This window comes from Flavobacterium aquiphilum (assembly GCF_027111335.1).
Taxonomy (GTDB): Bacteria; Bacteroidota; Bacteroidia; order Flavobacteriales; family Flavobacteriaceae; genus Flavobacterium; species Flavobacterium aquiphilum.
In genome coordinates, this window is the sequence record NZ_CP114288.1 from 1844973 (window position 1) to 1871086 (window position 26114).

At 32.8% G+C, this 26114-nt stretch carries 26 protein-coding genes and 1 pseudogene; 13 read left to right on the forward strand and 14 right to left on the reverse strand.

What is annotated here, in order from left to right:
• Positions 1–46: 46 nt before the first annotated feature.
• From OZP12_RS07805 to OZP12_RS07815, 3 genes are all read right to left on the reverse strand, one after another.
• The gene (locus OZP12_RS07805) at positions 47–1081 is read right to left on the reverse strand and encodes a lipid A deacylase LpxR family protein (RefSeq protein ID WP_281228476.1); all 1035 of its coding nucleotides are present in this window, start codon (positions 1079–1081) and stop codon (positions 47–49) included.
• The gene (locus OZP12_RS07810; protein ID WP_281228477.1) at positions 1078–1338 is read right to left on the reverse strand and encodes a hypothetical protein; all 261 of its coding nucleotides are present in this window, start codon (positions 1336–1338) and stop codon (positions 1078–1080) included. The genes OZP12_RS07805 and OZP12_RS07810 overlap by 4 nt, the downstream gene beginning before the upstream one ends.
• 171 nt (positions 1339–1509) lie before the next feature.
• Complete coding sequence (locus OZP12_RS07815; protein ID WP_281228478.1) at positions 1510–1968, reverse strand: YciI family protein; 459 nt, start codon at positions 1966–1968, stop codon at positions 1510–1512.
• Positions 1969–2374: 406 nt separating this feature from the next.
• Here OZP12_RS07815 and OZP12_RS07820 point away from each other — a divergent pair, with 406 nt between their 5' ends.
• The 9 genes from OZP12_RS07820 (at position 2375) to OZP12_RS07860 (ending at position 10384) form a co-directional block, all read left to right on the forward strand.
• A complete protein-coding gene (locus OZP12_RS07820) occupies positions 2375–4534 on the forward strand; it encodes a TonB-dependent receptor (protein WP_281228479.1) in 2160 nt (719 codons plus the stop codon).
• Positions 4535–4832: 298 nt separating this feature from the next.
• Positions 4833–5246 (forward strand): DUF2141 domain-containing protein, encoded by a 414-nt coding sequence (locus tag OZP12_RS07825; protein ID WP_281228480.1) that lies wholly within the window; start codon positions 4833–4835, stop codon positions 5244–5246.
• Positions 5247–5271: 25 nt separating this feature from the next.
• A complete protein-coding gene (locus OZP12_RS07830) occupies positions 5272–5892 on the forward strand; it encodes a hypothetical protein (RefSeq protein WP_281228481.1) in 621 nt (206 codons plus the stop codon).
• Between the two features lie 20 nt (positions 5893–5912).
• Positions 5913–7277 (forward strand): 2TM domain-containing protein, encoded by a 1365-nt coding sequence (locus OZP12_RS07835; protein ID WP_281228482.1) that lies wholly within the window; start codon positions 5913–5915, stop codon positions 7275–7277.
• A gap of 2 nt (positions 7278–7279) precedes the next feature.
• On the forward strand, positions 7280–7585 hold the full coding sequence (locus tag OZP12_RS07840) for a 2TM domain-containing protein (RefSeq protein ID WP_281228483.1): 306 nt from the start codon (positions 7280–7282) through the stop codon (positions 7583–7585).
• Positions 7586–7599: 14 nt separating this feature from the next.
• Positions 7600–7986, forward strand: coding sequence for a 2TM domain-containing protein (locus tag OZP12_RS07845; RefSeq protein ID WP_281228484.1), 387 nt, complete (start codon positions 7600–7602; stop codon positions 7984–7986).
• Positions 7987–8127: 141 nt separating this feature from the next.
• The gene (locus OZP12_RS07850; RefSeq protein ID WP_281228485.1) at positions 8128–8898 is read left to right on the forward strand and encodes a LytR/AlgR family response regulator transcription factor; all 771 of its coding nucleotides are present in this window, start codon (positions 8128–8130) and stop codon (positions 8896–8898) included.
• A gap of 387 nt (positions 8899–9285) precedes the next feature.
• Entirely contained in the window at positions 9286–9765 is a 480-nt protein-coding gene (locus tag OZP12_RS07855; RefSeq protein WP_281228486.1) for a TlpA family protein disulfide reductase, read from the forward strand.
• Positions 9766–9778: 13 nt separating this feature from the next.
• Positions 9779–10384: a thioredoxin family protein gene (locus tag OZP12_RS07860; RefSeq protein ID WP_281228487.1), complete on the forward strand. Its 606-nt coding sequence runs from the start codon at positions 9779–9781 to the stop codon at positions 10382–10384.
• A 254-nt stretch (positions 10385–10638) separates the two neighbouring features.
• Here the strand turns inward: OZP12_RS07860 and OZP12_RS07865 are convergent, their stop codons facing one another.
• From OZP12_RS07865 to OZP12_RS07905, 9 genes are all read right to left on the reverse strand, one after another.
• Positions 10639–11418 (reverse strand): CDP-alcohol phosphatidyltransferase family protein, encoded by a 780-nt coding sequence (locus OZP12_RS07865; RefSeq protein ID WP_281228488.1) that lies wholly within the window; start codon positions 11416–11418, stop codon positions 10639–10641.
• A 416-nt stretch (positions 11419–11834) separates the two neighbouring features.
• The gene (locus tag OZP12_RS07870; RefSeq protein WP_281228489.1) at positions 11835–12854 is read right to left on the reverse strand and encodes a COX15/CtaA family protein; all 1020 of its coding nucleotides are present in this window, start codon (positions 12852–12854) and stop codon (positions 11835–11837) included.
• A gap of 25 nt (positions 12855–12879) precedes the next feature.
• Positions 12880–14271 carry a CCA tRNA nucleotidyltransferase gene (locus tag OZP12_RS07875; protein ID WP_432419526.1) on the reverse strand — a complete coding sequence of 464 codons (1392 nt, stop codon included), beginning with the start codon at positions 14269–14271 and terminating at the stop codon, positions 12880–12882.
• A 68-nt stretch (positions 14272–14339) separates the two neighbouring features.
• A complete protein-coding gene (locus OZP12_RS07880) occupies positions 14340–14714 on the reverse strand; it encodes a GxxExxY protein (protein WP_281228491.1) in 375 nt (124 codons plus the stop codon).
• 112 nt (positions 14715–14826) lie between these two features.
• Positions 14827–15393: an L-threonylcarbamoyladenylate synthase gene (locus OZP12_RS07885; protein WP_281228492.1), complete on the reverse strand. Its 567-nt coding sequence runs from the start codon at positions 15391–15393 to the stop codon at positions 14827–14829.
• A gap of 6 nt (positions 15394–15399) precedes the next feature.
• A complete protein-coding gene (locus tag OZP12_RS07890; protein WP_281228493.1) occupies positions 15400–16377 on the reverse strand; it encodes a glycosyltransferase family 2 protein in 978 nt (325 codons plus the stop codon).
• 90 nt (positions 16378–16467) lie between these two features.
• Positions 16468–17412: a WaaS/CpsH family glycosyltransferase gene (locus tag OZP12_RS07895; RefSeq protein ID WP_281228494.1), complete on the reverse strand. Its 945-nt coding sequence runs from the start codon at positions 17410–17412 to the stop codon at positions 16468–16470.
• Positions 17413–17424: 12 nt separating this feature from the next.
• The gene (locus tag OZP12_RS07900) at positions 17425–18510 is read right to left on the reverse strand and encodes a glycosyltransferase WbsX family protein (protein ID WP_281228495.1); all 1086 of its coding nucleotides are present in this window, start codon (positions 18508–18510) and stop codon (positions 17425–17427) included.
• Positions 18511–18587: 77 nt separating this feature from the next.
• Complete coding sequence (locus OZP12_RS07905; protein WP_281228496.1) at positions 18588–19568, reverse strand: glycosyltransferase family 2 protein; 981 nt, start codon at positions 19566–19568, stop codon at positions 18588–18590.
• Positions 19569–19752: 184 nt separating this feature from the next.
• On the opposite strand from OZP12_RS07905, the pseudogene OZP12_RS20600 reads away from it, so the two are divergent.
• The 4 genes and pseudogenes from OZP12_RS20600 (at position 19753) to OZP12_RS07925 (ending at position 23757) form a co-directional block, all read left to right on the forward strand.
• Positions 19753–20679: pseudogene (locus OZP12_RS20600) on the forward strand (IS982 family transposase).
• A 217-nt stretch (positions 20680–20896) separates the two neighbouring features.
• Positions 20897–22036, forward strand: coding sequence for a glycosyltransferase family 4 protein (locus tag OZP12_RS07915; protein WP_281228497.1), 1140 nt, complete (start codon positions 20897–20899; stop codon positions 22034–22036).
• A gap of 21 nt (positions 22037–22057) precedes the next feature.
• Positions 22058–22879, forward strand: coding sequence for a glycosyltransferase family 2 protein (locus OZP12_RS07920; RefSeq protein ID WP_281228498.1), 822 nt, complete (start codon positions 22058–22060; stop codon positions 22877–22879).
• On the forward strand, positions 22876–23757 hold the full coding sequence (locus OZP12_RS07925) for a hypothetical protein (RefSeq protein WP_281228499.1): 882 nt from the start codon (positions 22876–22878) through the stop codon (positions 23755–23757). Before OZP12_RS07920 ends, OZP12_RS07925 begins: the two co-directional genes overlap by 4 nt.
• A 239-nt stretch (positions 23758–23996) precedes the next feature.
• Here OZP12_RS07925 and OZP12_RS07930 read toward each other — a convergent pair whose 3' ends face one another.
• Complete coding sequence (locus OZP12_RS07930; protein WP_281228500.1) at positions 23997–24923, reverse strand: glycosyltransferase family 2 protein; 927 nt, start codon at positions 24921–24923, stop codon at positions 23997–23999.
• Positions 24924–25284: 361 nt separating this feature from the next.
• The gene (locus OZP12_RS07935; RefSeq protein WP_281228501.1) at positions 25285–26079 is read right to left on the reverse strand and encodes a glycosyltransferase family 2 protein; all 795 of its coding nucleotides are present in this window, start codon (positions 26077–26079) and stop codon (positions 25285–25287) included.
• Between the last annotated feature and the right edge of the window lie 35 nt (positions 26080–26114).

Sequence of the window (26114 nt, forward strand, 5' to 3'; positions counted from 1 at the left end):
TGTATTACAATCTATTTTCGGAATATGCATTTTGTGTTTGAAAAAATTATAGTGTGAATCCAATTCTGAATCCACCCCATTTATGTGTTCTTCCTGTTTTGAATTCCTTCGAAAGAGCAGAACGAGAATACTCGAGGTAAAATGTTTTGGAATGCAAAATTATTCCGAAATTTTTTTGAAAAGTAAATCTTTCCATATTCTCATTAGCGATAACATAGGGACTATTTTGATTAAAAAGACCACCTTGCAAACTAGCATCATATCCAACAACGGTAACAAGACCCTGCCAATAACCATAGATTTGGAAATTATTTTTGTTTTTTAGGGAAACGAAAGGGGAGTTGATTTTTCCAAAAGTAGTCGTCAATCCTCCTGATATATTTGTGTTCAGTGTTCCTAATCGGAGTTTTGCGTTAGAATTTAATGCAAATAAATTATTGAGTCGATACAATTGCTTCTCGTGTGAAATTTCACAATTTAGGATTAAATCATTTTGGATTTGGTATTGCCAACCATAAGGAGTTGTACCACTAATCCATTCGTGAATTTCAGTTTGTATTTCTCGGCCTAAAGCATAGGGACCAATAATTCCAATAGTTAGATTTGAAGAAAGTGTAGTTTTATGTATTGTATCAGTTGAAATTAAAAATGGTTTTAGCATGGCTGCTGCCGCAAAAGGTCTGTTATCATAAAGGATTTCGTTCGATTTGAGACTTGTTGGTGTAAAACCCATTTGTTCAAATGATGCCCCGTATTTTTGTTCGCTGTTTTTTAATTTTATAAACAATATATTTATTGGGTTTTTAAGCAATTTTGGACTTACCAATTCAAGATTGTGACCTTGGGTATAGTAATAATCGGTATTTGCAAAAAAGTCATTATCGTAATTATAACGAAAATAATGATTGCTTTTTATTTCCCTGAAAGAAGCTGTATTGTCAATTCTTTGGGAAAATGACAGTAAAGGTAAAAAGAGTAAACTAAGGGTGTAATATTTCTTATAGTCATGGATCCAAAAAAGTATGGTATTTTTTGAATTTTTTATCCATTTGAAAATAATGATATTAACTAGATAAATCATTGCAAGTAGATCATCGTTGGTAAGTTGGCTTCGGGATTTTGTTCCAATGCTTTGGTATGTAATTTATCAATTAGCTTTTTGGTGTTCTCTATCGAATTTATTCTAAAGAGAAAGAGCACTTCATTTTCATCATCGACATTTTGCCAAATATGTTCCAAAAACATTTCTTCGGAAGCATGAAAAGCTTTGTCTTTTTCCAAGACTTCTTTGATTGTCTGAAAAGGGACATTTCTGAGTTTTGCTAAAAGGTGTGGCATTTTCTTTGGGATTAAGGTTTTTGAAAATAAAGATTTTGATTTTTTATATACCATTAAGAAATTAAGTTTAATTAAGGCTTAATGATTCTTAATTTTAATGGTAAAAATGTTATTGCTTTATCTTGATTATTTCAAGAATGGTTAATTCTGAGATAGTTTTTTTACTGAAAACTAAAACTTGTTCTTCGCTATTTTCTCATGAATTTTTACTGTTTCCTGCAATGCTGCAGTACAATACCAAGGCGTTAATTCGGCTTCTAGTAAATTGGCTTTTATGGCCGGATCGGTTTCAACAAGAGCTTGGGCTTCTTCAATTGTTTCAACATTAAAAACATAAATACCCCTGTAATTTCGTTCGTTTTTCATAAAAGGCCCGGCAACAGCCAATTTTCCTTCTTTGGCTAATTTATTGATGTTGGCCATGTGACCTTCAAATAACTTTTGGGTTTCTTCTTTTGTGGCCGTTGTATTGGTGCCTGATTTTAGGAGACAAAATACATATTTTTTCATTCCGCGTTCATCTGCATTCAGGGATTTGGCGAGTTTTTCGTCATAAGCGGAATTCGCTTCCTGAGAGAAAAGCAGATTGAGATTAGTAAGAAGCAACAAGGTAAGGATAGCTTTTTTCATCAGTAGTTGGTTTTATATATCAAATTTACGAATTCTAAAGATTTATTAGATGCTTGATTTTGATTCTTAAATTTTTAGGTTTTGAAATTATCTGCAAAAATCTGCGAAATCTGCGTGCTTATTTTTTTCACGCAGATTTCGTAGATTTTTAATGTTGGCGCGACTTTTAAATACTCGTAAAAAACGAAAATCTTGATTTTTAGCCCCGATTGAAGTAGAAATCCTCTTGTGCTGGGGTTCAGTACAAGAGATTGTAGCGTAAAGCGGGAGTGAACTTGTGAAAAACACAAATGTTCTGCTCCAAAAAAATAACACTACAATTCATCCCTAATTTTCCGCAATTGGGTCAGAACAATTTCAGTTCCTTTTTTTTCTTAATGACATTTGTCTCATCAAAACCATAAATATGAAGACTTTATTTTTAGCATTTGTTTCGTTATTCAGTATTACACTTTTTTCCCAAACGACCATTTCAGGTAGAATTGTTAATGAAAAAGGAGTTCCGATCGCCGGTGTCAATGTTTATATCGAAGGCAGTTATGATGGCGCATCGACTTCGGAAAACGGTGATTTTGCTTTTGAAACCACCACCACCGGAAATCAAAATTTGGTGGCAAGTTCCTTGGTTTACGAAACGTCCAACACAATGATTGATGTGGCACATTTTAAAAACCAAACGATCAAACTTAGAGATAATGTTAATTCTCTTGATGCCGTTGTGGTTACTGCCGGATCGTTGGAATCCGGAAGTAAAGCGAGAGTTTCGGTTTTAAAACCGTTAGATATTGTGACTACTGCGGGTTCTGTTGGGAATATTGTGGCTGCGTTGCAAACTTTACCGGGAACGCAAGCGGTGGGTGAGGACGGGAGACTGTTCGTTCGCGGAGGCGAGGCCAATGAAACTCAAACTTATGTTGACGGAATGCGGGTGCCTCAGCCTTATAATTCGACTCCGAATAATTTGCCTACACGCAGCCGTTTTTCGCCTTTCCTTTTCAGTGGGATTTCGTTTTCAACCGGAGGATATTCTGCCGAATATGGTGATGCTTTGTCGAGTGTTTTGCTTTTGAATACGATTGACGAACCGGATCAGGCAAAAACCGAAATCTCAATTATGTCGGTTGGAGCGGGGCTAGGAAATACTCAAAAATGGAAAAAAAGTTCTTTTAGTATCAATACTTCGTATATCAATTTGGCTCCTTATCAGGCGCTTGTTCCGCAGGATGTGGAATGGAAAAGCGCTCCTCAGGCTTTGTCCGGAGAAATGGTGTACAGATACAATTTTGAAAGAGGTATTTTCAAAATGTACGCGGCATTTGATGCTTCCCAATTTATCATTAAGCAGGAAAATATCAATTCGGTTGATAAAATCACGGTTGATTCCAAGAATGATAATTTCTATTTGAATTCGTCGTACAATGGTTCTTTTGGAACCAATTGGAACATAACGGCGGGAATGAGTTATGGCTATAATCAAGTGAAATCCGATATTGATTTAGACAAATTGGGAAATGATGAAAACGCTGTTAACTTCAAACTGAAACTGAAAAAAAACATATCAAATCGTTTTAAACTGTCTTTTGGCGCGGATTATTTTATCACCAAATACAATGAGAGTTTTACTAGAAATACAGAAAATAAATTTGATTACGGCTATGACAACAATATTGGTGCTTTGTACACAGAAGCGGATATTTTCTTTTCCAAAAAATTGGCGGCCAAGGTTGGTGTTCGCGCTTCCGCAAATGACTTGACAAACGATAATGTGATTTCGCCGAGAATTTCTTTTGCTTACAAAATGGCTAAATTCAGTCAGCTTTCTTTTGCTTACGGTGATTTCTCCCAAACTCCAAGTGTGGAGTATATCAAGTTTTCCAAATTCAATCAGTTTGAGAGCGAGAAAGCTTCCCATTACATATTGAATTACCAATACAGTAAAGAAGGACGTACACTGAGAGCCGAGGCCTATTACAAAGATTACAGTAATTTGGTTCGTTTTGATACGCCTCAGGTGGCTTACAATTCAATATTTACAAATGATGGAAAAGGATATGCCAAAGGCTTGGATTTGTTTTGGAGAGACAATAAAACCATCAACCATTTGGAATATTGGGTTTCCTATTCATACATTGATACAGAACGTTTGTACAAGAATTATCCAACTCAGGTGACTCCAAATTTTGTTGCAAATAATAGTTTGTCGATAGTGACCAAATATTGGATTACGGATTGGAAATCACAGGTGGGTCTGACCAATTCCTTCAGTTCCGGAAGACCGTATAACAATCCAAATGAAACTCAATTTATGAACGGAAAGACAAAATCATACAACGATTTGAGTTTTAACTGGGCTTATTTATTGACAACCCAAAAGATTTTGTACTTCTCGGTTTCGAATATTTTGGGAGCAAACAATGTGTATGGGTATAATTATGCCCTTAAACCCGATGCAAATGGCGAATACAGACGAAGCGCGATCAAGCCTGCTGCGGATCGGTTTTTCTTTGTCGGTTTCTTTTGGACCATCAGCAAAAACAAAAACGACAATCAGTTGAAGAATTTGTAGAGGAAGGGTTTAATTGTTTTAATCGTTTAAAGGTTTAATTGTTTAAAATTGGGTTTGTTCAACCAATTGCAAATTTTGAATAGCCTCCAGCTTCAGCTGGAGAGAAATAAATGAATAAGGGAAAGGCTTTAGCCAAAATAAATGGGTTCATAACAGTTCATCTATTAAAATCAACAGTTCAGTTATTATAAATTTTAAAATGGTTGCAACCAATATAAATTTGTTCAAGAATAAAAGGAATAACAATACAATCAAGAGTTTCAATAGTAAATCAATCACAACTAAAAAATCAATCACCATGTTAAAAATCATTACAGCAATCGCATTTTTTATCTGCAGTTTATTGTCTGCTCAAAATGTAAATCTTACAGTTTCTGTTTCGGGTTTAAAGAGCAACAAAGGAACCTTGAGAGTAGGTTTGTATAATTCGGAAAACATGTTTTTAAAAACGGCCTTCAAAGGAATTTCATCCGAAATCAAAAACAACAGTGCGACCGTAACTTTTGTTGGTATTCCAAAAGGAGTTTATGGAATTTCGGCCTTTCAAGACGAAAATAATGATGGTAAACTTGACAAGAATATCGTGGGAATTCCTTCAGAAGATTTTGCTTGTTCAAACAATGCCAAAGGATTTATGGGGCCTCCAAGATATGAGGATGCTAAATTCGAGGTCAATAAAGATTCAAAAATAGATGTAAAATTCAATAACTAAACAAAACCATTTAAACTTAATTAAGATGAAAAAAATTATCGCTATTATCGCATTATTTACAGCTGTTATAAGTTCAGCGCAAGGACAATTTGAGCAAGGCATGGGGAAAGCAATGCAGCTTTGGAAAGAAGGGAAAAATACTGAGGCCTCCGATTTGTTTGAGCGAATCGCGGCGGCAGATAAAACGAGTTGGTTACCTAACTATTATGTGGCATTGGTAAATACGACTTCTTCATTTAAAACGCAGGATAAAACACAAATCAGCGCAATGCTTACCAAAGCACAGAACGTACTGGATGTTGAAATGATAAAAAATCAAAATAATGCTGAGCTTTATGTGTTGCAGGCTTTGATTTACACGGCTTGGGTAATTATTGATCCAATGACAAACGGAATGAAATATTCGGCCAAAGTAATGGAAGCTTACGCAAAAGCAAAAGCGATAGACCCAAATAACCCGAGAGTTGTTTTTGGTGAAGCTGATTATCAGTTGGGAGGGGCAAAATGGACGGGCGTGGATACCAAACCGCTTTGCGCCCAAGTTGATAAAGCTATTGAACTTTTTGCTACTTTTAAACCGGAAACCCCTTTTTCACCAAAATGGGGATTGGAAAGAGCATTGGAAGCTCAGAAAAATTGCAAATAATTTAGAATAAACAGAATAAGATGGAAAATCAAAGAATATATGTTTTCTCAGAAATGAAAAAAGGAGCTTTAACGAGTTTAAAGATGGCTTTGATTTTTACATTGATATTCTCTGTGATATTTAGAAACGATTTCAGTTTTGAAAATCTTTGGAAAACATTTTTGGTTAGTTCTATGTATTCTTTTGGGCTTGGTTTTGGAAATGGGGTGATTAATTTTTTTTTGAATAAAAAATGGGATTGGTTGGAACAAACCAACATGAGGGTTTACTTTGGTATAATTGCGACTGTTTTGTACACTGTCCCTGCTGTTTTAGGGATTAATTATGTCACTTTTATTGTTTTCCAAAAAAATGACCCGTCTGTGTTCTTTAGTTCAAAAATGGTACTGATACACCTGTTTTATATCATTTTATCATTAGGAGTTTCTGTTTTTATGCATGCCCGAAGCTTTATGCTGAATTGGAAACAAGCTTCAAAATCGGAGGTGACCCAACAAAGAATCATTGCAGGAACGGCCAATGCAAAGTTTGAAACTTTAAAAAACCAAATCGATCCGCATTTTCTTTTTAACAGCCTGAATGTTTTGAGTTCGTTAATCGAAGAGAATCCGGATAATGCACAACGGTTTACCACTTCTTTGTCCAAGATTTACCGCTATGTTTTGGATCAGAAAGACAAAGAACTGGTTTCGGTTGCCGAAGAGTTGTCTTTTGCAAAAACGTATATGAACCTACTGAAAATGCGCTTCGAAAACAGTTTGTTTTATGAATTGCCCGAAACAGTTTTGAATCCCGAAGCCAAAGTGGTGCCGCTTTCATTACAGTTATTGTTGGAAAATACGGTAAAACATAATGTGGTTAGTGAACAGAGGCCATTGCATATCAGGATATTTATTGATGGGGATTATTTGGCGATTCAAAATGATTTTCAGAAAAAGGAAGTGATGCAAACCCGTCAGGGAGTGGGATTGCAAAACATAGTGGACCGCTATGGAATTATTACGAACCGAAAGGTTTTGATCGAACAAAATGAAAAAACATTTACGGTTAAGATTCCGATTTTAACCAAACAAATTAGTGTCATGGAAATAAATACAGATTATAACGATGAAAATAGAGCTTATTATAGAGCCAAAAAAAGAGTTGAAGAATTAAAAGGATTTTACGGAAATCTTATTTCCTATTGTTGTGTGATTCCGTTTTTAGTCTTCATTAATTTACAGTTTTCACCCGGATTTCATTGGTTTTGGTTTTCGGCTTTGGGGTGGGGCTTTGGGGTGGTCATGCATGCCTTCAAAGTTTTTGGTTACAGCTCTAACTGGGAAGAGCGAAAAATCAGGGAAATTTTAGAAAAAGAGAATAATAATCAGAAAACCTGGAGATGATTATGGAACGAAATTTTATTGAAGATGATAAATATTATTTGGCAAAAAAGAAAGTCGAAAATATTAAAGGGTTTTACGGAAATCTAATTGCTTTTGTAGTTGTAAACGCAGTTTTACTTTTTATAAACCTATACACATCACCACAAAATTTATGGTTTTATTGGCCTTTAATGTGGTGGGGAATTGGAGTGGTTTTTCATGGATTGAAAGTTTTCGAAGTTTTTCCAACTGTGGGAAAAGACTGGGAAGAGCGAAAAATCAAAGAGTTTATGGAAAAAGAAAAACAAAATACCAATAAGTGGAAATAATTAAATAAAAGAATATGGGACGATTTAGAAGACAATTTTACGAAGAATTGGAAAGGGAATATAGAAAAGAATATGGGAACGAATTTACCTCTGATGAAAGTTTTATGGCGGCGTATAGAAAAGTGAAAAGGATAAAAGGATTCTATACACATTTGAAGATTTATATCATAGTGAATGTGATTATCATTGTGGCAAGTACAAATAGAGGGATTTTTACTGATGGTATTCAGGCAAGTGGTTTATTGGAATGGCATACTTATTCGACAGCATTTTTTTGGGGAATAGGTTTGCTTGCTCACGGATTATCTGTTTTTGGTTCCAATATTTTCTTTAGTGACGATTGGGAACAAAAGAAAATTAAAGAATTCATGGACAAAGAAAAAAGCCAGAAGTGGGAGTGAAAAGCAAAAAGCAAATGGCAAAAACCAAAAAGCAAAAAGCAAACAAAAAGTAAAATAATAAAAAGCAGAAAGCAGAAGACGGAAAACTGAATTCTGCTTTCTGCATTCTAATTTCTAACCTCTAACTTCTAACCTCAAAAAATGACCACAATAATTATAGAAGACGAAAAACCGGCAGCAAGATTGTTGCAAAGAAAACTCGAAAAAATTGATGTTCAGGCTGACGTAATGCTTCATTCGGTTGAGGAAGCGCTCAACTGGTTTTCCGAAAATGATCACCCCGATTTGATCTTTTTGGACATCCAATTATCGGATGGTTTGTCGTTTGAAATATTCGAAAAAATAGACATCAAAAGCGCAGTTATTTTTACGACCGCTTATGACGAATATGCACTTCGGGCATTCAAATTAAATAGTATCGACTACCTGTTGAAACCCATCGACGAAGACGATTTGGAAGTGGCGGTGATCAAGTTCAAGGAGCGTTATCAACTTTCAAAAACAACGCTAAAAGGACCCATGCAGTTGGACTTCGAACAGATCCGAAAAATGCTTTCGAACCCTTTCGAAAAAACATTCAAAAAAAGATTTACCGTCAAAATAGGGCAGCACCTCAAAGTGATTTCCACCGACGAAATTGAATGTTTTTTTAGCGAAAATAAAGGAACCTACATTCACACTTTTGATAACAGAAATTATTTGGTGGACTCCACTTTGGAAGTTTTGGAGCAGGAATTGGACATGACCGAATTTTATCGAATCAGCAGAAAGTTTATTATTCCGCTCAAGGCGATAAAGGAGATTACCGTGTACAGCAACTCTCGATTAAAGATTATTTTGCCCACTTACAGGGAAGATGAGGTGATTGTAAGCCGCGAAAAGGTATCAGATTTCAAAAATTGGATAAATTGAAAAATACTTGAAATTATTGTTTATATGTTTTTATTTAAAATACTGAATTTGTGTTTTTTAAATGTAATATATAGATTTTGTTTATGGTGGTTTTTTAGTCCAAGATCAGCCCAAAAACGACTAAGAAGAAGGTTGTTGTTTGAATTTTAAAATTTGAATTGAATGTTGGGATTTTTTTTGCAGAGAGCTTAAAAATATTTTCGACTGTTTAGTCGTTTGTGAAATTATCATCCCCTCTTTTTTTAAAATTAAGAACTGTTTTTTCTCTTTAGAAAGTTTTATATGATTTCGATATTTAAATTTGGACTGATAATTTTTTGTTAATCATTTCTCTCAAATTGTTTAAAGATTGTACATTCGTTCAGTCAGTACAAATAAATTTTCAGGATGAAACATTTACTCTATTTAATTTTTCCGCTTCTTTTTTCGAATGCAATAGTTGCTCAAAAAGTAGCCGTTTATGATAATTATGTCACTTTAGAAAAAAAGATTTTGAACGATAAAAGTACCACTTATGTTGTCAACTTTTGGGCGACTTGGTGTGCGCCCTGCGTAAAAGAATTGCCCCATTTTGAGAAATTAAATTCGGAGAATAAAAAGGTAAAAGTGGTCTTGGTAAGTTTGGATTTTAAGAATCAGTATGAGACCAAATTACTGCCATTTGTGAAGAACAGAAAGATCAATTCTGAGGTCGTTTTACTTACCGATAAAGATTATAATGCATGGTTGCCCGTTGTGAGTAAAGATTGGTCGGGATCGATTCCGGCGACCTTAATTATCAAGAATGGAGAGAAGAAAGTTTTTGCCGAAAGGTCATTTTCAAGCTATGAGGAACTCAATGAATTTGTAAATACGAATATTAACTAAACCTTCTATAATTATGAAAATTTTGTCAGGTCTTTTATTGTTTGTTTCCGTTTTTTTCATTGCGGGATTTGCTCCGGATACTCCAACACCCTACAAGATTGGTGATAAAGCCACTGATTTTAAATTAAAATCGGTTGACGGGAAAATGTATAGCATGGCTGATTTTAAAGCCGCAAAAGGCTTTATTGTCGTTTTCACCTGTAATCATTGCCCTTTTGCTAAAAAGTATGAAGACAGAATCAATGATTTGGCTAAAAAGTACAAACCGCAAGGCTATATTTTATTGGCCATTAACCCAAACGATCCGGCAGTTGAACCTGACGACAGCTTCGAATTAATGAAAGTAAGAGCCAAAGAAAAAGGTTTTGCCTTTCCTTATTTGGTTGATGAAGGGCAAAAAATATACCCTCAATATGGCGCCACCAAAACGCCTCATGCTTTTTTGTTGGACAAAAATCTAATCGTGAGATACATTGGAGCTATCGATGACAATGTGGATAGTGCGAGTGAAGTAAAAGAAAAATACCTTGAAAACGCCATTGCGGCTCTAGAAACCGGAAAAACGCCTTCTCCGGAAACCACAAAAGCGATAGGCTGTTCGATTAAGGCAAAGAAATAATTTGATTTGAATTGCGCAGAAAAGGAGTAAAGACAAGTTCGTTTTTACTCTTTTTTTTTGGAGCGGAAAGATTTAGCATTTTTGGAGGTATTGGTCCCGCCATTCGTTGCAATTCCCGATAAAGAAAAAACTACGGCTAAAAAAGCCTTGTTTTTCTAAATCGGGAGATTTTCACTTCTGTCGGGGCTAAGGGCAGACATATGACTTTTTTGGAATCAATCTTGTTCAAAGACCTAACAGGTTTTCAAAATCCGTTAGGTTTCAGATTTTATAAAAGCTTTCCTGATTCCAATCAGAACCAAAATCAAAACCGAATAAGCCACGAAAAACGGCGCGATCATTTCAACCCTGTTCAAAGACAACAATAATGCAATCAATAGCAATTGAAAACCCAATCCATAAAGGGAAACCAAGGTCATAAACCAGTTTGGAAAGGTTTTTACTTTATAGGCCGAACTGTCCAAAGTATGGATTATTTTGTCGAAAACACCATAAACAACAGTGTAGATTGCAAACAAAATATCTACAGATTTTTGACTTTCACCCGGTAAAGCACGAGGGGAATGATCTTCGAAAATTTGGCTAGTTGCATCTCCACCCGCCGAATGGTTTCTCAAAATCACATAGTAGTAATTGAAAAGCGTACCCTGAAGCTGTATCCCAATGAAAGCCAATAGGCTTAGCCAAAAAGTAGTTTGGGATATATAACAGATCGCCATGAAAATCAAAAAATTAAGGATGAGGTCGAATATACTATCGAGGTATCTGCCGGAATAGGATGGTGTTTTTTTGACACGTGCGAGTTCGCCATCCACAGCATCGATTATTGATTTTAAAATCAGAAAAAAGGAAGCGGTAAAGTAGTGGTTTTGCAAAATGCAATAAATCGCAATCAATCCCGAAACACCGAAAATCAGGGTTACATGTATGGGAGTGAAGCGGGTGTTTTTTAGCCAATTTGCCCATAAACGTGCCAATGGTCTGCCGTAATCGGAAAGATCGAGAAATTGATGTTTTGGGGCGAGTTTTGGCATTTTATAGCAAATAATTAGGATGGAATAATAAAGTGTAACTGCAAAAATAACGCTTTTTTAACCTAGAATTTACGTTTGGAAGTTGGAATAGGTTAATTAGCCACGGATGATACGGATGCAACTGATTTATGCGGATTTTTTTGAGTTAGTTGAGTCATTGCGAGGGACGAAGCAATCACGCGAAATTAAGCAAGTAAAGAGGGTGAAAACAAGTGTGATTGCTTCGTTCCTCGCAAAGACATACGGAATGAAAATAATATTTTCAAATAAGCCTATTGCTTACTCTTTAGCCCTGATAGAAGCGAAAATCCTCCTGTGTCTCGTTTTTTCAACGAGACACAGGAGGGTTGTAGCGGATAGCAGGAATCCATGCCTGCCTGATAAAGCCTATTCTTTCGCTCCTAAAAAAAACATTTTTATTTGCTCAATCGATGCAAAGTATAAGTCATTGCGGTCAGTAAAAAGAAAGCGTTGACTTGGTGAGTTAAGCCCAACCAAAGCGGAACGTAGCAAAGCAGGGTGTAAACGCCCAAAATGAATTGCAGGAATACAATGAAAACCAAAGCGTTTAGACCATTTTTTTGTTGGGAGTCGAGATTGGATTTTTTGCCTTTGAAATATAAGAATAGAATGAATCCCACTACTACGTATGCCAATGTTCTGTGAACGAACTGCACGCCGCTTTTTCCTTCGACAAGATTTAAGAAGAGTGTTTTTTGCTCGATGAACACACTTTCGTGGATGAATTGCCCGTCACTCATCATGGGCCAGTGGTTGTGTACTAGACCGGCATTGAGCCCTGCAACAAAACCTCCGTAGATGATTTGCAAAAGCAAGAGAATCAATGTGATTCGGGCTATTTTTTTCAAAGGAATATTTGGGGCTTTTTTGTCAGGATAAATTAAATCCAAAGCTACCCAAAGTGTATAAGCAAATGTGATGAAGGCAAAAGTCAGGTGCAACGAAAGACGGAAATGACTCACGTCCGGGTTATCCACTAAACCGCTTCGAACCATAAACCAACCGAAAAATCCCTGCAAAGCACCCATTCCAAGAAGTATAAAGCATTTGTTTAAAGTTGCTTTGTCAATCTTTTTCTTCCACAGAAAATAAAAGAAAGGAACGATAAATACAAGGCCAATTATTCTTCCGATGAAACGGTGGAACCATTCCCAAAAATAGATGAATTTATAGTCGGATAGGGTAAAATCGTTGTGGATGTTGATTTTTTGGTATTCAGGAAATTGTTTGTATTGCTCGAAAGCTTCCTGCCATTTGGCTTCGGTAAGAGGAGGGAGCGTATCGGTTACCAGATGCCAATCGGTCATGGATAAACCGGAATTTGTCAATCGGGTGATACCGCCCACGACAACCATTACAAACACTAAAAAGCAACCGGAAAGAAGCCAGATAATTACGGATTTGTTATTTTTCATTTTTAAATATGTTAATCTTTTTCAATTATTTCTCCGTTTTTTTCAAACCCATTTTTTCTGCTTTTGCCATCATAAATCCATAAGCGGCGTCATAATCATTGGCAATTTCTCCTTCTAGTATGGCTTCTTTAATGGCTTCTTTCAGCGTTCCGATTTCGCGAGAAGGTTTTAAGTCGAAAATTTCCATAATCTCCTCACCGGAAATAGGTGGTTGAAAATTACGAATATGGTCGCGTTCTTCTACTTCCACGATTTTTTGGCGGACAATTTCAAAATTTTTATGATACTTTTTGAATTTATTTGGGTTTTTCGTTGTGATATCGGCTTCGCAGAGTGTCATAAGATTTTCGACATCTTCGCCGGCATCAAAAACCAAGCGTCTTACGGCCGAATCGGTTACGATATCCTGTGCCAAAACGATTGGACGGGAACTCATGATAACCATTTTTTGCACAAATTTCATTTTGTGATTCAACGGCATGTGTAGGCGTTCGAATATCTTTTTTGCCATTTTTCCACCTAGAAATTCATGTCCGTGAAAAGTCCAGCCTTGTTTTTTGTTGAAGCGTTTAGTTGGTGCTTTTCCAATATCGTGAAGCAATGCAGACCAGCGTAACCAAACATCATCAGTGTTTGGGCAAATATTGTCAACTACTTCAAGGGTGTGGTAAAAATTGTTTTTGTGTGTGTGTCCTTCGATTTCTTCTACTTGGTTTAAAGCGGTCAGTTCCGGAAGAATAATATCCAAAAGCCCTGTTTTATACAGTAATAAAAATCCAACTGAAGGTTTATCGGTAGAAAGGATTTTGTTTAATTCCTCAACGATTCGCTCACCAGAGATTATTTTGATGCGCTCGGCATTTTTGGTAATCGAGTCCAATGAATATTTGTCAATGTCAAAACCCAATTGAGTCGCAAACCGAATTCCTCTGAGCATTCGCAAAGGATCATCAGAAAAGGTGATATCGGGGTCAAGAGGTGTTTTTATGATTTTGTTTTCCAAATCAGCAATACCTCCGAAAGGGTCAGAAAGATCTCCGAAAGTGTTTGGATTTAAAGATAAAGCCAACGCATTTATTGTGAAATCGCGTCTGTTTTGGTCGTCTTCAAGCGTTCCGTTTTCTACAATTGGATTTCGACTGTCCTGATTATAGGATTCTTTTCGGGCTCCCACAAATTCAATTTCGGTGTCCTCAAAGCGCAACATTGCGGTTCCATACGTCTTGAAAACCTGAACTTTTGGTTTTTTAGGAAGCAAATCAGAAACTTTTAAAGCCAATTCGATTCCGCTCCCAACAGCTACAACATCAATGTCTTTTTTGAAATCCCTTTTTAAAAGTAAGTCACGGACAAAACCGCCAATGACATAGCTTTCGACATTAAGTTCTTGGGAAGCCTGCGCAATGACTTCGAATATTTTATTATTTAGAGCTTTTTTGTAATTATTTAAAGTAGCCACAGATTCACAGATTTTTTTTCAAAATATTATTTGATAATTCTTTTGTATTCAAGGGAAGTCTTATTGAAATTAACTAAAATTGCAAGTCTATGACCTGAAACGTGTAGATAATTCAAACATTGAGAAATATGTTTTTCATGTATTGAATCAGTGGATTTTATTTCAATAATGATTTTATCTAAAACGACAAAATCAGCATAGAATTTATGATTTAAAATTGTGTCTTTGTAATGAACTAAATATTCTTTTTCTCTTTCGAAAGAAATTTTAATCCTGTTTAACTCATATTCGAACGCATCTTTGTAAACAATTTCAGAAAAACCTTTACCCAAATGTTTGTGAACTTCAATTAAGGCTCCAATAATTTTATAAGTATCTTCTTCGTATAAATAATTTGACATGTAATGACTTTAGTAAATCTCAAATTTAGAATAAAATTATGTTTCATATAGGTTTTTAGATTAAACTCATATGATTTTTAGATTTTAATCTGTGAATCTGTGGCTAATTATTTTACTTACGAATCACTTTTACCTGTGAATCATTAGTTAATTTAATGATTGTAGATGCTTTTTCGGTGATTTTATCGTGGTGCAAATTTACAACATAGTCCACGCCTTTTATAATTTCGGGGCTAATTTCTTTGAAACTTTTTGGAGTTGGTTGCCCTGAAATATTAGCCGAAGTGGAAACCAATGGTTTCTTCATGCGTTCCATTAATTTGAAACAAAAAGGTTCTTTAACAATGCGCATTCCCAATGTGTTATCAGGTGCAATAATATTTGGAGCCACATTTCGCGGTTGATCTAGGATTAATGTCGTTGGTTTTTCGGACAAATCGATGATTTGCCAAGCAACTTCCGGAATTTCCTTGAAAACATTGTAAACCATTTTTTCGCCATTCATTAGGCAAATCATGCTCTGTGTTTCGGCTCTTTGTTTGAGTTTGTATATTTTAGCAATCGCTTCAGGGTTAGTTGCATCACAACCAATTCCCCAAACAGTGTCAGTAGGGTATAGTATGATTCCGCCTTCTTTTATGACTTCAAATGCGTTGTGTACTTCTTGATTAACGTCCATTTTGTATTAGTTTAATTGTCTTTTGCCTCTTATTTTGTCCGACAAATTTCGGAAAAAATAGAAAAAAGGGTTCGATTTTTTTAACGAGTCATTACATTTTTTGAATTGGTCTAAGTAGATTTCTGCTATTTCATTAAAATTCACAGGAAATCCTTCTTTAGCTTCTTTGGATGCTGTTTTGAATTTTATATAATTCCTGTAATAGACTTTGGCCAATTGATTACATTCCTTAAATGATTTAGGTACGTCATGACCTAATATATGGTTGCTTTTTAATTGGTATTTTTTTGACTTATTGGCCTTAAGATTGTCACTAAAACCACTTTGCTGATTGCCATGAATTCTATAGGAAATCAATCTTTCGGTTAAATATCCTAAATTGTTTCGGTAGGCAATGGCTATAGCAATCCATTCATCATGATAAAACTTTTTAATATTTGGAATGGGGAGAATTAATTCTTTTATTTCCTTTTTTAAACAAAGTGTGGCGCCAGTTACCATATTCGCTTTAAATATGATGTGGTCGTATAGTTTTATAGGTTTCTCTAACTGACTTTCCATGAAAAAAGTGAAATCCCAAAGGCTGTTTTGGGTAAAATTTTCACTTTTGCCATTTATTAAATCCCCGTTTGTAAAAACTGCTTCCATTGATGGATTTACTTGAAAATATTTAATTATTTTCTCGACTTTGTTTTTTTTCCAAATATCGTCTTGATCACTCAAAAAGATATAATCTCCAGTGCAATTAGAAATGGCTTTTTCAAAATTCTTGCTAATCCCAAGATTGATATGATTTTGATGCAGTGATATTTTATTGGGATATTCGATCTGAAATTGTTTAATGATTGCGATGGTTTTATCACTAGATCCATCATCACAAACGATTATTTCGTCAATAGTTATTGTTTGGGTTAAAATACTTTCAAACTGTTCTTTGATATATTTTTCGCCATTATAAGTACACATGGCAACAGATAGTCTCATAGTATTTTTATGTTAATGCAATAATCAAAAGTGCAAATATACTTTTTGTAAAAGGTTTTCTTTGCTGTGTTTTGAGATAATTTAATGCAATTATTGAAAAACTTGATTAATCCATTTTTCTAAAGTGTATTTTTCGGAAATGGTCTCGGGAATCTTTTCATACTCACTATTGAAAAAAGCCAAAGGAATATGGGGCTTTTTCTCATCAATGATCAATATGTTATTTGGATTGTAAAAATCATAATTTTTAATATCGACATTTGTAGTGATTAACTTTTTTTCAAGACCTATGCTTTCAAATACTCTGAAAGTAAGTCCGTTTTGTCCACTTCGATTAATGTCTAATAGCACTTTAGAATTACATAGATTGTCTATTACTTCTACTAACGGAATTGGTTTTTTGGTGTATTCCAGATTTTTATCCTGTTTTTTATTTTTTTTATCGAAAATCACAATTTTATAATTGATGTTATTCGTCTTTAAAACTTCAGCTATTCTTGATAAGATAATTAATCGATTGTCTTTGGAACTAATGTTATAAACCTGAAATTGTACCTTACTCTGATTTTGTGCTTTTATCGGATAAATCCAATTGGTTATAAAATGTAAATTATATTTTTTACAATCATTTTTTTCAAATGAATATACTTCGTCAAAAGAAGAGATAACTCTTTTTATTTTTTGGCAGCGAGTAATACTGTCATTGAAAAAGGCGATTGATTTTTTGGTAAACTTTTTGAATTCCAAAATACAGTTAGGATCAATGAAATCACCTTTTATTGTAAGAATTACGTCTTGGATTTCATTGTTTTGGGCTAACTTTTTTAGTATTTCTTTGCCGTAATAAGTTTGCTTTATGTTTTTGTTAAAAACTGTTTTTAAAAGAAAATTGTAAAGTTTGGATCCAAAATTTGGGTATTTGTGCTTGAATTCAAAAAAATTAATGTGACGAACAGTATGTCCATTTTGAGTTAAGGCATTTTTAAGGTGATTGTTTAGTCCCCAATTATCATAGCTTATTATTGTGATTTTCATTTAAGAAAGAATTTATTTCGAAATTTGTCTTTTTAAAGCTTCAAGAAATTTGGTGCCCCACCGTAAATCGGGTTCCATATAATTACCTTCTGCCCACTCATTCCATGATTTAATAAAAATAATTCTGTGCTCGTCACTTTTATTTTTTACAATTTCGACAGCCTCTTTTACATGATTTTCAAATGCTTCAGGATTAGCTTCGGTTAAGATTAATCCTTCTTTACCGCTACGCGGACTATGATCCCAACCGGGAATGATACTTGGGTAAACATTTTCTTTACTGTCTATTTCAGGTAAAATGAATTTTTCTGAAACAATTTCATAAGGATATGCTTTTATGTTACTCCTGAAAAATTTATTGTATCTTTTGTAGAGTTTTCGGGGGATGGATTTTTTTTCGAATAAAAAATCGTTTAATCGAACAGTATTTATAGCGTCAATCCCCGTTTCCAGCAGTTTTTCATTACTGATAGTAATATCCATGTTGTGTCCGATGAAATAAATACCTTCCAAACTGTTTTCTGCTGCCAGTTTACGCCATGTTTTGATAAATACAGGAATTTCAGAATTGGCTAAGGGTTTGTAAATCATGAAAACTGGTTTGTTGTCAATTGTGATATACCTTTTGTCTTTAAAAGCAGGTAATACTTCATGAAAATGTGCCTTATAATCTTCGATGCCAGGATAGAATTGTTCAATCAAAATATTTCGATTTTGTAAGCCATGGTCAAAACCTTTCCATGTTTCATTTGCCCATGCTAAACAAAAAGGAAAATCAGGTTCTCCTGAAGTGATCACTTCATTAAAAGGTCTTTCTATTAATCGCTTACCATTACCAAACCAGTAATGCCAATAGCAAAATCCTTCAACACCATATTCACGAGCCATATCCGCTTGGGCTTTGCGGGTTTCGGGCAGACGCAAATCATAATAACCCAAATCTGCCGGTACACGCGGCTGATAATGTTTTTTAAACAGAGCTTTTGCCTTACCCACATTGGTCCACTCCGTAAAGCCTTTTCCCCACCATTCATCATTTTCTGGAATAGGGTGATATTGTGGTAAATAAAATGCTATTATTCGGGCTTTTGTATCCATGTATTGTGAATTATTGACGTGGAATTATAATGAATCAGATTAAGATTTTTTGTAAATATATTTTTTGAAGGCGATTATTAGTCTTTAATTTGCATTCTGCCTTTTTTTTCATTTTTTCTTTTTCTGAAAAAATACCGAATCGGATGTTTTATTTTCATTTCAAGATCATAAGTGGTGTATAATTCGGTAGTAGTATCAATTAATACGTTAATAATTGATGTATTTGGGTTTTTGCTTTTTAGGCTTTTAAATCTTTCATATTGGGCAAAGTACCGATTTGTTAAAAATTTATAATCCTTAAATGATGTTGGTTTTTTTAACTTTAAGATAATATTTTGCTTTTTAGTAAATTTTCTGACATATTCTGCAATATTGACTATGTTGGCAATTCCAAGTTGTTGCGAATCATGTAAACGGTATAAAAGTAGCTTGTCTGTAGTGTAATATAATGTTTTTCTTTTGGATAAAATTAAAGCGAACCATTCGTCATGTAAGAATTCATTAGAGGTTATGAATGGGAAACAAAATTTTTTTACTTCTTTTCGAATACACAATGTAGCTCCAGTTAAAAAATTTCCATTTGAAATTAGGAATTCAAACAAATCGATTGGCTTATTCATTTTTGATTCATAAAAGAAAAAGGAATCCCATAACGAATTGTCTTTATAAATAACTTCTCCTTCATTGTTTATTAATACTCCATCTGAAAAAACACCATCTGCTTCTTGATTTTGATTAAAAACGGCTAAAGTTTTTTCAACTTTGTCATTTCGCCAAATGTCATCCTGATCACTTAAAAAGATATAATCACCAGTACAAAGCGCAATAGCTTTTTCAAAATTTTTGCTAGTTTTTAAGTTCGTTTTATTTTGATATATCTGAAAAATGCCAGGATTATTTTTTTCATATTCTTCCAATATCGTTAATGTGCTGTCAGTAGAGCAATCATCACAAACAATTATTTCGTCGACTTTTAGGGGTTGGGCGAGTATAGAATCAATTTGTTTATGGAGAAATTTTTCTCCATTATAAGTGCATAGCGCAACAGATATTTTCATTTTATTATATTGAATATTTGATTTCAAAGTTACTCAAAATTCAATTTGTAAAGGGCAATAAGAAATATTAAATAATGTGAGTTCTCTATAAGTAAGTAATAAATATGTAGAAATATTTGTATAAAAAAGCAGAAAACAGTGTGTTTAATGTGTTTAAAATCAAATAAATACTAAATTTTCGTTTATGCTTTCGCTTGATAAAATTATTAATATTTTTTGCTCTATTGATGATTTTTGTAAAGTTTTTATCCCAAATTCTGAAAACAATTACTCACAGAAGCCAAAAAACGGATTAGAAAGTCCAATTTGTCTCTTTCTGAAATAATAACAATCCAAGTTCTTTTTCATATTTCAGGATATAGAAATTTCAAAGCTTGTTATATCGAATATGTTTCAAAATTTTTGACAAGTGAATTTCGAAATCTAGTGAGTTATAATAGAATGGTTGAACTCAAATCCTCTTCGCTTATTCCAATGATGATCTATCTTAAAACAAAGGTTTAGCCGATTGTACAGCTATAAGTTTTGTGGATTCAGCCTCTTTAAGAGTTTGCGATAAAAGTCGCATTCATCAACACAAAACTTTTAAAGATGTAGTCCAAAGAGGGCAATGCTCTTTAGGTTGGTTCTATGGATTTAAATTGCATATTGTAACCAATGATTGCGGTGGAATCATTGGTTTTATGCTTACTCCTGCTGATGTACACGATACAAATCCATTAAAAATAAAAGGAGTTATCAAGAAACTTTACGGGAAACTTTTTGGAGATAAGGGGTATCTCTCAAAAGAACTTTTTAAAAGTCTTTTCACTAACGGAATCCATTTGGTTACCAAACTACGAAAAAAAAGAAAACCAAATTAATAACACCAATTCAAGATGCATTTCATTTGAGAAAAAGAGCCATTATCGAGATAATTTTGGATCAACTAAAGAACATTTTTCAAGGTGAACATAGAAGAAATCAATCACAAACCAATTACTTTAACAGCATATTTTCAGCTTTAATTACTTATAATTTTGCTGACAAAAAAACTTCTTTAAAAAGCAACTTTATTGATACTAAACAACTAATGTTTTTTAATGATTTATATCGAACTTACGTTAAATAATAAATCTTAATTTTTATAGAATTGGTTTTAAAATGGAATTTTTTTGAGATTTATATTTAAAAAAAAGACTTTAAAGAATAATTTTATTTTTATTCTTTGAATTAGCAGGTATTTTTCTGTTAATTAAGCGTTTTTAGCGAGCTTTTTTGATCGTAAAGGAGTTTTTTTTTAAGTGGTTGTCAATTAATAAATATATTTTTGCAAAAAAACCATTGCAATGCGAATACTTTTAGATCCTCAAATATTTAATAATCAAAAATATGGAGGTATTTCCAGATATTATTCCGAAATTTTTGTTGACTTAAAAACGAGAAATGGTATAGAAATTCAAGTTCCCTTGATCTACACTAATAATATTTATTTTAGTGAAAGTTCACTGATTACAAAACAACAAAAAAGGAATGCTTTTTTTTTCAATTTAATTGTTAAGGCAGGTATTAGCATAAGAAAAAAAACAAGGAAACTCAATTGTAAAAAAACAATAGAGGCTCTTAAAAAGCAGGATTTTGATTTGTTTATTCCTACTTATTATGATCCTTATTTTTTAGATTACATTGGTTCGAAACCTTTTGTTTTAACTGTTTATGATATGATTCATGAGTTATTCCCGCTAAATATTGCGGAGGATGCCAAATTGATAGAAAATAAATTATTGTTGATGGAAAAAGCAACTAGGATAATTGCGGTTTCTCATAATACCAAAAGGGATATACTCAATATTTATCCTCATATATCTGAGTCTAAAATTGATGTGATTTACCATGGTAACTCAATAGTAGTGAATAAAAATGCTAAAATAGATTTGCCTTCCAAGTATATTTTGTTTGTAGGGCCCAGGTTTCAGTATAAAAATTTCAAATTCTTTATTGAAGAAGTGGCAGGAATTTTAGAAAGGAATTCCAGTTTATATGTGGTTTGCGCAGGAGGAGGGAAATTTAAGAAAGGTGAAAAGGAGTATTTGAGCCAATTAAAGTTAACCAGACAAGTTATTCAGGTTGATTTTGAAGAAAAACAACTTGGTTTAATCTATAATAAGGCTATCTGTTTTGTTTTTCCATCAATATATGAAGGTTTTGGTATTCCCGTTTTGGAATCTATGGCTTCTGGATGTCCAATTATTTTAGGAAATCATAGTTCTTTTCCAGAGGTTGCCGGTGAGGCTGGTGTTTTTTTTGATTTAAAAAAATCAGGAGATTTAGAGAGTAAAATTAATTTACTAATACAAAATGTATCTTTGAGACAAGAATATTCTTTAAAAGGAATAAAGCAAGCAGAAAAATTTAATTGGAATAATGCGGCTAATGAGTGTTTGAATGTTTATATTGCGGCTACTAGGGATATTAATGAGACTAAATGAATATAAAGCCAATATTTGTAAATGAATAAAATAGCAGTTATTACCATAAACTACAATGACAAATTAGGTTTAGAAAAAACTATTGAAAGTGTAAGAAATCAGACTTTTCAAAATTTTGAATATATCATTATCGATGGAGGTAGCACCGATGGTAGTTTGGCAGTAATAGAAAAAAACAAAGATAAAATAAGTTATTGGAAAAGTGAGCCTGATACTGGGGTTTACAATGCTATGAATAAAGGGATAAAGATAGCCACTTCAGATTTTGTGATTTTTATGAATAGTGGAGATACTTTTTTTGATAAAAATGTGTTATCAATAGTTGCAGAAGATTTAACAGAGGATTTCGATATCTATTATGGAGATAATTATAAGGTAAAAGAGAATGGTTCCAAACGATTAAAAACCTATCCAGAAAAATTAACTTTTTCCTTTTTTTATACCAGCTGTATAAATCATCAATCAACATTCATTAGAAAGTCATTGTTCGAAGATCATTTTTATTATAATGAAAAGTATAAAATTGTATCAGACTGGGAATTTTTCATTTATGCAATTTGTTATAAAAATGTGCCTTATAAATATTTGGCCAAGACAATTGCTAATTATGATTTTACAGGAATTTCATCCTTGGATAAATACAAACATTTAGCAAAAGCAGAAAGAGCAGAAGTAATTGAGAAATATTTTCCTTCATTTGCTAAAGATTTTGTTCAAATAGCAGAATTAAATTCTAAAAGAGTACAACAAGTATTATATATTCAGCAATATGCTATCGCATGGAAAATTTTAAAAATTTTGATAAGCATAATTTTGATATTCATACCTAAAAACAAAAAATGAAAAAGATTCATGTTGGATTTTTATTTTCGTATGATTACGAAAAATTGAAGCTGTCGATTCCTCCGGTTTATGAAGCATCGGATAGAATTTTCTTGGCAAAAGATCAGGAGTTAAGGACGTGGAATGGACAAAAATTTACTGTAGATGAATCTTTTTATACTTGGTTAAAAGAAATTGATGTTCAAAATAAAATAGAAATTTATGAAGATGATTTTTATGTTCCATCTCTCTCAACAATTGAAAATGATACACGTGAACGAACAATGCTTTCCCATAGAATGGGGATTGGAAATTGGTTGATTCAAGTGGATAGTGATGAGTATTTCGTTGACTTTAAGAAATTTGTTTCCAGTATTAGAAAATATGATCGTTATCTTATCAATCCTGCAAAGTATAAAATTCAGATTTATGCTTTTTGGTTGATCATTTATAAATATACAGAAAATGGTATTTTATATGTTGATAAACCAAAGAAAGCTGTTTTTGCAACTAATTATCCCAATTATGAATATGCAAGAAGAACCAATGAAAGAATCATTTATGTTGATAGTTTGGTTCTTCATGAATCAGTAGCTAGAAGTGAAACGGAATTGCGTTTTAAGCTAGAAAATTGGGGACACAATGAAGAGGTGAATGATGGTTTTCTCAAAAAATGGATAGAGGTTAATGAAAATAACTATACAGATTTTAGAGATTTTTATTATATTAATCCTAAAAGGTGGAAAAAGTTAGCTTATTTTCCATCAAAAGACTTGAATATCATACAGAATATAGTAAGAAAATCAAAAAGATTAAATATTTCAAAAAGGAAATTGTTTTTTAAAAATTTTGGACAATGGTTTAAATATGTACGAAAGAAAAATAAAAAAACACTTTAAAAGTTAAAGAGTTAAAAACTGGATTTTATTTTTAAGAATAATTCCAAAAGTTTTATTTTCTATCTGTAAAAAAGTAATTTGTTAATTTAAGAGCCTGTTTAAGTTTTATTTATTGGCTCTCTTATGACTTTTTTGGTTACAACTTTGTTAAATTTTTTATACAATAGCTCTTCTATTTTGTAAAAAAATGCCTCGTTTCACTCAAGAAATCCTCTAATAATAAATCTCAAAAATAAAATTTAAACAGGCTCTAATTTCTGTTTTGTTTTTAATGATTGAGATAATGGAGCTCCTAATAAGATTAAAATAAACAATTGCCAATTTTTGGGTTTAAAAAAACTGCTTAGTAAATATTTAATAATTAAAAATAACTGTACCGATTTATAGCCAAAAAGGCCATAATGTTTTCGGATAACATATAATAATGAAATTTTGAGCTCTTTTTTTATAGCTAAAGATTTTTCGGTGCTTGCACCATGTAAATGAATGAATTTTGCTTCGGGGATAAGGTAAGCATGTTTTTCTATTTTTTTCAATCTGAGACACAAATCAGTTTCTTCATAGTAAAGAAATATATTGGTGTCAAATCCGCCTATTTCATTAAAATCCGGGGCTTTTAAAAACATGAAGCTACCTGAAATAAAGCTAATTTGAATTGGAGTTGTGTATCTTTCTTTTCTTTTTGGATATTTTTTTGGATTGATAAATTCAAGAAAATTCCGACCAATAATTTCTTTTAAAGGTGAAGTAAAATGATCCCATGAAACCATAAAATCTCCGCTCTCGTTATATGATTGCCCTCCGGCAATTCCGATGTTTGGATTATTGTCTAATTCGTTTTTTAGAATCGATAAACAATCGTTTAAAAACAAGGTGTCGTTATTTATGAACGCATAATATTTTGAGTTCGCAAATTGAATTCCATTCATATTTCCACCACCAAAACCTGTATTGATATTGTTTCTGTGAAGTTCCAGATTTGGTAAAGAAATAGTCTCACAAAATTCTTTAAGCGCCAAATAGTCTTCTTTTCTTGAACAATTATCCGTTATGATGATTTGATAGTTAAGTTTTTCGGAAGTATTATCTACTATGGATTGAATACAATTTACAGTATGCTTACTTGAATTATAATTAATAAGAATTATTGCGATGTCAAATATCATGTCTGTTGATTGTTTTTTCGAAAAAAGGCAGATTTTTTTGATTGTTTGTTTAGGTTTATTGCTGAGTTCTTTTGCTAAATCTCGCTATATTATAATAAATTTATGATACTGTCTAATTTAGCAAATAAACGAAATATATTTGAGTGAAATAATTGTATTTGTATAAAAAAAACGTTTTTATTATGAGAATATTGCATGTTTTTGGGGGCAAATTGATGGGAGTGATGAACAACAAATAGTTTAACTTAATTTCTGTATTTGGAGAAGTGAAAACCTTGTTTTAGGAATTGGAAATTCTATGGCTAAAAGCAAGATTGAAAATTACTTGTCAAACTTTCATCGAATTTAAAAAACACTCCAATCATAGATATTGATTTATTCCTTTATCTGTAAACTTGAGTTTCTTTTCTATTGTTTCCCTCTCGATTTTTAAATTAATTTCCAGTTGCGGATTGTTTTGAGATTTATGATAAAGATGATAAGCAATTCCTGCAAATTTTAATCTGATGCCTTTTATTCCATTATTATGCATTCTTTCAATTAGTTCGGAGTCTTCTTTCCATGCTTCAACTAAGTTTTCATTATAGCCGTTTACACTTATAAAGTCTTTTTTCCAGAAAGATAAATTACATCCTCGAAGTTTTGAAGAACGTTTGTCAACTTTTTTAGAAAATTTCATTAAGAATGGAATTCTAATGGTTCTGCTTCGTCTTTTAATTCCTTTTGAAAAAAAATTGAAATGCATAGTTTTGAATTTATTGATGCTTTCCAGGATTGATTTTTGAATGTTGACTCTTGAACCAAAAAGATAATAGCCTTTTTTACAAAAGGTTAAATGATCTTCGATAAAATGTTTATTCATAATTATATCGCCATCAATTTGTATGATATAATCACAATTGGATTGAGCAATTCCTTTGTTTAAAATTCTTGGTTTTTGATTACGATTGTCTTCTTGCCAAACATGGATAATAGGAATAGGAAGTTTGTCTCTAAAATTATCTATAATTTTTTTTATGTTTTCTCCTGATCCGTCATCAGCAATAATTATTTCATTAGGTAAAACAGTTTGATTGATCAAACTTAGAAAAATGAGTTCTAGCGCTTCAGAACGATTATATACAGCTATTATTAAACTGGAACTAGGGAATATCATATTGTTTAATAAAAATATTTAATAGATAATTTTGG

Bases quoted from the DNA above. Each gene is read 5' to 3' on its own strand.
- OZP12_RS07830 (WP_281228481.1), top strand. From the start codon at position 5,272: ATGAAAAAAATTATCGCTATTATCGCATTATTTACAGCTGTTATAAGT.
- OZP12_RS07855 (WP_281228486.1), top strand. From the start codon at position 9,286: ATGAAACATTTACTCTATTTAATTTTTCCGCTTCTTTTTTCGAATGCA.
- OZP12_RS07850 (WP_281228485.1), top strand. From the start codon at position 8,128: ATGACCACAATAATTATAGAAGACGAAAAACCGGCAGCAAGATTGTTG.
- OZP12_RS07935 (WP_281228501.1), bottom strand. From the start codon at position 26,079: ATGATATTCCCTAGTTCCAGTTTAATAATAGCTGTATATAATCGTTCT.
- OZP12_RS07835 (WP_281228482.1), top strand. From the start codon at position 5,913: ATGGAAAATCAAAGAATATATGTTTTCTCAGAAATGAAAAAAGGAGCT.
- OZP12_RS07870 (WP_281228489.1), bottom strand. From the start codon at position 12,854: ATGAAAAATAACAAATCCGTAATTATCTGGCTTCTTTCCGGTTGCTTT.
- OZP12_RS07895 (WP_281228494.1), bottom strand. From the start codon at position 17,412: ATGAAAATCACAATAATAAGCTATGATAATTGGGGACTAAACAATCAC.
- OZP12_RS07925 (WP_281228499.1), top strand. From the start codon at position 22,876: ATGAAAAAGATTCATGTTGGATTTTTATTTTCGTATGATTACGAAAAA.
- OZP12_RS07805 (WP_281228476.1), bottom strand. From the start codon at position 1,081: ATGATTTATCTAGTTAATATCATTATTTTCAAATGGATAAAAAATTCA.
- OZP12_RS07920 (WP_281228498.1), top strand. From the start codon at position 22,058: ATGAATAAAATAGCAGTTATTACCATAAACTACAATGACAAATTAGGT.
- OZP12_RS07890 (WP_281228493.1), bottom strand. From the start codon at position 16,377: ATGAGACTATCTGTTGCCATGTGTACTTATAATGGCGAAAAATATATC.
- OZP12_RS07840 (WP_281228483.1), top strand. From the start codon at position 7,280: ATGGAACGAAATTTTATTGAAGATGATAAATATTATTTGGCAAAAAAG.
- OZP12_RS07905 (WP_281228496.1), bottom strand. From the start codon at position 19,568: ATGAAAATATCTGTTGCGCTATGCACTTATAATGGAGAAAAATTTCTC.
- OZP12_RS07810 (WP_281228477.1), bottom strand. From the start codon at position 1,338: ATGCCACACCTTTTAGCAAAACTCAGAAATGTCCCTTTTCAGACAATC.
- OZP12_RS07860 (WP_281228487.1), top strand. From the start codon at position 9,779: ATGAAAATTTTGTCAGGTCTTTTATTGTTTGTTTCCGTTTTTTTCATT.
- OZP12_RS07880 (WP_281228491.1), bottom strand. From the start codon at position 14,714: ATGTCAAATTATTTATACGAAGAAGATACTTATAAAATTATTGGAGCC.
- OZP12_RS07885 (WP_281228492.1), bottom strand. From the start codon at position 15,393: ATGGACGTTAATCAAGAAGTACACAACGCATTTGAAGTCATAAAAGAA.
- OZP12_RS07845 (WP_281228484.1), top strand. From the start codon at position 7,600: ATGGGACGATTTAGAAGACAATTTTACGAAGAATTGGAAAGGGAATAT.
- OZP12_RS07815 (WP_281228478.1), bottom strand. From the start codon at position 1,968: ATGAAAAAAGCTATCCTTACCTTGTTGCTTCTTACTAATCTCAATCTG.
- OZP12_RS07930 (WP_281228500.1), bottom strand. From the start codon at position 24,923: ATGATATTTGACATCGCAATAATTCTTATTAATTATAATTCAAGTAAG.
- OZP12_RS07865 (WP_281228488.1), bottom strand. From the start codon at position 11,418: ATGCCAAAACTCGCCCCAAAACATCAATTTCTCGATCTTTCCGATTAC.
- OZP12_RS07825 (WP_281228480.1), top strand. From the start codon at position 4,833: ATGTTAAAAATCATTACAGCAATCGCATTTTTTATCTGCAGTTTATTG.
- OZP12_RS07900 (WP_281228495.1), bottom strand. From the start codon at position 18,510: ATGGATACAAAAGCCCGAATAATAGCATTTTATTTACCACAATATCAC.
- OZP12_RS07820 (WP_281228479.1), top strand. From the start codon at position 2,375: ATGAAGACTTTATTTTTAGCATTTGTTTCGTTATTCAGTATTACACTT.
- OZP12_RS07915 (WP_281228497.1), top strand. From the start codon at position 20,897: ATGCGAATACTTTTAGATCCTCAAATATTTAATAATCAAAAATATGGA.